This is a genomic window from Streptomyces sp. NPDC096310 (assembly GCF_044763125.1).
Classification (GTDB): domain Bacteria; phylum Actinomycetota; class Actinomycetes; order Streptomycetales; family Streptomycetaceae; genus Streptomyces.
Genome location: NZ_JBIWFO010000067.1, coordinates 1 through 1,591 on the forward strand (window position 1 = coordinate 1; position 1,591 = coordinate 1,591).

Sequence of the window (1,591 nt, forward strand, 5' to 3'; positions counted from 1 at the left end):
AGCTTGACGTTTAACCTCTGACCTCGAACGTCGCGTCGTACGTGCTCACTCGTCAGGGGATTTGCCGGGCAGGCGGACGGCCTTCGCATGATCATGCGTTCCACCACAGAACCGCTGCTCATACGAAGGCCGCAGAGATGAGTTTGCTTCAGCACGCTGCCCGGCGTGATGCGTTCGACTTCACGTCACACTTCCGGGAGGACTTCTACGCCTGCTTGTCCCGGCGCGGAGACACCCTGTTCGAGCTCACCGACGCGATGCTGTGCGAGAACGGGCCGGTCACTTCTCCGGTCGACCTGACACTCCTGGCCGAGCACCGCCGTGGCCACGGCGCTCTCTACGACGCGCTGAACAGCGGCCGCATCGACACCGTCGGGCTGCGGCGGGCGCTGGCGGTGCTGCCACAGCCCAAGGCCGCCGACAATCGTCTGGTCCTCGCGGTCGATGTCACCCACTGGCTGCGGCCCGACGCCCCGTGCAGCCCGGACCGGCTGTTCTGTCATGTCTACGGACGCAGCGGACGCTCCAGCGACCAGCTCGTGCCCGGCTGGCCGTACTCGTTCGTCGCCGCGTTGGAGACCGGCCGCACCTCGTGGTGCCAGCTGCTGGACGCGGTCCGCCTGGGCCCGGACGACGATGTCGCAGAGGTCACCGCGGCCCAGGTCCGCCGCGTCGTCACCGACTTGATCGACACAGGTCAGTGGGAGTCCGGCGACCCGGACGTCCTGATCGTCCTCGACGCCGGCTACGACGCCCCACGCCTGGCCTACCTTCTGGCCGGCCTGCCCATCGAGGTGGTGGGCCGGATGCGCTCGGACCGTGTCATGCGACGCCCGGCACCGCCCCGCACCCGCAGGGCCGGCCGTCCGACCCGGCACGGAGCGGTGTTCCGCTTCGCCGACCCGGATACCTGGGGCACCCCCGACGCGGAAACCGTGCAGGTCACCGACCGCTACGGCACCGCGCGGGCTGTGGCCTTCGACCGTCTCCATCCGCATCTGACCACCCGTTGTGCATGGATCGACCACACCGGCGAGCTCCCCCTTATCGAGGGCACCCAGATCCGTCTGACGGTCGACCGGCTGCCCAGCGGCCAGGCCCCGCAGCCCATCTGGCTGTGGTCCTCGAAGACCGGGATGACCGGCGAGGACGTCGATCTGCGCTGGCAGGCGTTCCTGCGCCGCTTCGACATCGAGCACACCTTCCGCATGATCAAGCAGACGCTCGGCTGGACCCGCCCCAAGCTCCGCACCCCCGAGGCCGCGGACCGCTGGACGTGGCTCGTCATCGCCGCCCACACCCAGCTGAGGCTCCTGCGTGAAGCCGCCGCCGACCTCCGACGCCCGTGGGAGAAGCGAGCGGAGCCCGCCCGGCTCACCCCGGCCCGCGTCCGCCGTGGATTTCGCAACCTCCGCCCGCACCTGCACTGCCCGGCCCGTGCACCGAAACACTCAACACCCGGACCAGGCCGCCCAGTTGGCTCGAAGAACGGCCATCGCGCCACCCGCCACGACGTGGGCAAGACGACCAAACGCCCCGAGAGCATTACTGAACGCAATCGCCTCAAAGCTCGCAAAGGTTAAATTCTAAG

Annotated in this window: 1 protein-coding gene; it reads left to right on the plus strand. The window is 68.9% G+C overall.

Translation table 11 applies throughout. The annotated features are described in order from the left end of the window. Positions 1-137: 137 nt before the first annotated feature. A complete protein-coding gene (locus ACIQ7D_RS37505) occupies positions 138-1,583 on the plus strand; it encodes an NF041680 family putative transposase (RefSeq protein ID WP_403945777.1) in 1,446 nt (481 codons plus the stop codon). The last annotated feature ends 8 nt before the right edge of the window (positions 1,584-1,591 follow it).

What these genes read in the sequence shown, in the direction of transcription:
- ACIQ7D_RS37505 (WP_403945777.1), top strand. Translation starts at nt 138, where the DNA reads ATGAGTTTGCTTCAGCACGCTGCCCGGCGTGATGCGTTCGACTTCACG.